At 66.1% G+C, this 3,568-nt stretch carries 4 protein-coding genes and 1 pseudogene; all 5 read right to left on the bottom strand.

Features of this window, described 5'->3' with window-relative positions; translation table 11 throughout:
* Positions 1-18: 18 nt before the first annotated feature.
* Complete coding sequence (locus tag AB0O00_RS32765) at positions 19-672, bottom strand: hypothetical protein (protein ID WP_363658012.1); 654 nt, start codon at positions 670-672, stop codon at positions 19-21.
* Positions 606-1,244 (bottom strand): hypothetical protein, encoded by a 639-nt coding sequence (locus AB0O00_RS32760; RefSeq protein ID WP_363658010.1) that lies wholly within the window; start codon positions 1,242-1,244, stop codon positions 606-608. The genes AB0O00_RS32765 and AB0O00_RS32760 overlap by 67 nt, the downstream gene beginning before the upstream one ends.
* Positions 1,225-2,379: a hypothetical protein gene (locus tag AB0O00_RS32755; RefSeq protein WP_363658008.1), complete on the bottom strand. Its 1,155-nt coding sequence runs from the start codon at positions 2,377-2,379 to the stop codon at positions 1,225-1,227. Before AB0O00_RS32755 ends, AB0O00_RS32760 begins: the two co-directional genes overlap by 20 nt.
* A 414-nt stretch (positions 2,380-2,793) precedes the next feature.
* The gene (locus tag AB0O00_RS32750) at positions 2,794-3,180 is read right to left on the bottom strand and encodes a hypothetical protein (RefSeq protein WP_363658006.1); all 387 of its coding nucleotides are present in this window, start codon (positions 3,178-3,180) and stop codon (positions 2,794-2,796) included.
* Between the two features lie 27 nt (positions 3,181-3,207).
* Positions 3,208-3,568: pseudogene (locus AB0O00_RS32745) on the bottom strand (IS701 family transposase); the annotation flags it as partial.

Below are 3,568 nucleotides of genomic sequence, written 5' to 3'. Positions count from 1 at the left end.
ATGTTGTGTCGTGCGCCATCAGTAGTCCCCTTCCCGTGCCCGGTCCTTCACGATGTCGCGGCGGGGAGGCGGCACGTTCGACCAGGAGGCGGCTTCGATGTTCGAGTTCTCCATGGTCTCGGACCGCGTCTTGATGATCGTCTTGCAGAGCTGGTGGGTCACGCTGCCCACCGAATCGGCGCCCGCGGGATTGGCGACACGGGCGTACCAGGCGGCGTTCAGCGCATCGCGGAGCTTGCGTCGGGCGACCACGTCCTCTGGCAGCCTGGGAATTCTGGTGTTGCGGAGGTCCGTCAACCAGCTGCGGCCCCATGATTCGGCCGTCTGCCAATCGCCGATCGTGTAGGCGAGGGCAGGGAATGCGGCATCGAGCCTCTCCTTGACCTCTCCCGGGTCCGGCAGAAGTGGTTCCGGCTCGCGCTCCGACGGCTGCGGCGGCTGGCCGTGGAAATCCTCCCAGTCGAGCGCGAGCGCCTGTACCACGTGGTCGAACATTGTGCTTTCAAGGTCCAGGGTCCGTACTATTTCCCGTACCATCTGTGCACGTTCCTGGGCGAGTTGTCCCAGACCCTGTGATGTCGGTGCGAGATCGAGCCTCAAGAGGACTAGGGAACAGGCGTAGGCGGGTCCGACCGCGTAGGTTCCGAACGCGTCGGCGACGAGGATGCGCACCCGTTCGGCATCGTCGAGGCCTGCGGGCGACTGTTCCGCGCTTGCCCGAGCCCGTGTGCCACCAGAGGAAGTGTCCAGATGTCCCATTCGGGGAAGCGGATCTGCGTGGGGTGCCTGATGATCGAGAACGTCACCCCGTGGAGCGGAAGCGCCGGCATCGGCTTGTGCTGCGTGTGCTGCAAGCAGTTCCTGATCAACTCGTCCGCGAAGACACAGGCTTGTTGGTCCGACATCCGATCTCGGACCGCCAGCCCGCTGAGCAGCGCGAGACATTCCCGGAATGCCTCCTCGCTCCGGCGCTGGATGTCCATGTAGGTCTGCCACGCAACGTGAAGTTCGATGCTCTTGAGCGCAAGTTTGCGTTGCAGCCCCTCGACAGCCTTCTTCTGGACCCTGTACTTCTCCCGGACGTTGGCGAAGGTCACGCCCCAGACGTCGACCTCGTCATCGTTGCGCCCGGACTCCGTGGGCGTCACCAGGTCCGATGCCCGTTCAAGATTCCGCTTCAGGAGGCTCACCCGGCCGTCGAGCATCAGCCAGGGCCGGTCCGGTTCACCGCGGGGCGCGGACATGGCGCACCTCCAAGAGCCTGCTTTCGGCCAGCGCACAGGCACGCTGAGCGATCCAGCCGGGTGCGTCACCGTTCTCCCGGATGCGTGCCCGCCAGGCCGCATTGACGATGTCGCGGAGCGACCAGTCCGTGGCTTCTGCACGGGCATCGCCTCCGAGCAGTCGGCTGAGATCGGCCGTCCGCACCCAGCCCTTGTACATGGCGGACGGCAGACGGTCCCTCAGCAGCCGGAGCGAGAAGTCCAGCCACTGGTCGAACGGCTCCCGCAGCTCGATCTTGCCTTCGCTGCCCGCCTCACCCGTCTGAACCGCCCAGACGGCGCGGATCTTCTCCATGACGCGTCCGTAGTTCTGACCGTCGTCACACACGGCGAGCGTGCCCAGGATCAGCGCCAGCCGCGTGTTCGGCGCGGGATGCGTGTCGTTGTCCTGATCGGCCGCCGCTGGGTCGAACCGGTCGAGCGCGCAGACCAGCCCGTAGGCGGGCCCGACGGCGTAGGTCGCGAAGATATCGGCGAAGGATTCGTGCAGCCAGGGCCAATGGGCAGGTGTCTCCTCGCCGACCTCTTTGAGCTTCTCCGCCAGCGGATGCACCGACTCGTCCTCGATGTCGATGATCTTCGGGCCCGCAAAGTGACCGAACTCGTGGGCGACGATCGGCAGGTCCCAGAAGCCGTCACCGGGGAATCTGACCCGAATCACCCGGGTCGATCCGGCGTAGAACTCCTCGGTGTCCAGGACGGTGAAGGCGTTCCACTTCTCCGGAGTCAGGACCGAGATCTCATCCGCCAACCGGTCCGCCAGCCGACACCCTCCGTCCTGCCAGGACCGCCGCAGGGCCGCCCCCTCCATCAGCGCCAGGGTCTCCTCGAACAGGTCGTTCAGCCGGACCCGGTGGTAGGACAGATCGGACCAGGCACGATCCAGGGGGACATCGGCCTGGCCGTCGACCAGCTTGCGGACTTCCCTGAGACGGCCTTCGAGATCTGCGACCAGCCGGACCTGAACGCGTGCACGCAGCGCCTCGGGTTCGATCTCATCGAGGGCGTCGATCGCCGCGACGGTCTCCCGTATCAGCGTCGCTGCCCGAGTCCGCAGCAGGGCGCCTGCCTCATTCAGGACAACCTCTCCGGCCATGAGGGCACCGACCAACCGAGCGAACCAAGTACCTATCAGCCATTGTGACCCGTTCACCGGCTCCAGCACAGCCCTTCAGCTGCCGATCACTATGCGCAATCAGCACTCTCCGCAGTCCCCCGTACACGGCGACCGTCGGCCCCGTGCCTGCTTTGACCCGGCCGCCGCCCGCCACCGACAGGCGCCGGGAGAGCGAGGTCCAGCCGTCACTGGCTGTCGCCTTCCTCTGGTTGTCCACGACTGCGGGCTCCAGGATGAGGCCTGCGTCGAGCGGATCGAGCCTACCGGCCGGCCCGGCTCCACGAACACCGATGCACTGGCGGCCTCTTGACCATGGAGTACGGGGAGGACGGGCGAGGAAGACGAACGGCGGGATGTCCGGAGACGCCCCGCCACCCGTGCTGTTCGGCCGCGTCAGTCGTCGGCGACGTACACATAGGTGCCCGGTGCCCCACAGCACTTGCTGAGCAACGTTTCCAGGAGCACCACCAGTGAGTTGTTCCTCCAGGCCGGAATTCCCTGGACCTCCACATGTGCGGTTGCACACTGCCCGGAGTCCAGCACGGTGTCCCCGTACGGGTCGACGCTGCGAGGGACGGGGAACTCCTCGCGGGGGAGATTCGTGATGGCATCAACCAGCACGTCGTCCGGGTCCCCGAAGGCTTCGAGGAGCGAATCCCTCTGCAGGGCTTCCCAGATCGCCGGTTCGGGGCGTCGGGAATGCCAGAAAATGTCCAGGCCTATGCTGACCTCACAGTTCTTCGTTACCGGTGGTTTGTTAAACCGGGGAGTAGAGGTCAAGAGCGTGGCCAGCGCCGACGGCGTTGATCAGGGCTTGGAGTTCGGGTGAGTGGGGGTGCGTTGGTCCAGGCTCGCCAGCAGCGTTGGAGGGTGATCCAGGGGGCAAGCCAGGCCCGGACGGCGCGGATTGCCTTGGGCCAGCACAACGGCTGGGGCTGGTGGGGTCGGTGCGGGCCCCCTCTCGGGCCGGTCCGGGTCTTCGGGCGGCTGTGGCGGGTCGGCTGCGGGCGAACTCTCTGGTGGTGGGCTGAACGGGGTGTCCCAGCAGAGCGAGAACGCGCAGTTGACGAGGGTCTGGTGGCGGCGGATCGCGGTATCGGACCGTACCTGGAAGTCGGCCCAGCCGAGTTCGTCCTTGACCTGCTTGTAGCTCTGCGCAACCCAGAAA

The organism is Kitasatospora sp. NPDC093558 (genome assembly GCF_040683475.1).
Classification (GTDB): Bacteria; Actinomycetota; Actinomycetes; order Streptomycetales; family Streptomycetaceae; genus Kitasatospora.
This window is presented reverse-complemented; position numbering and strand designations above follow the sequence as displayed.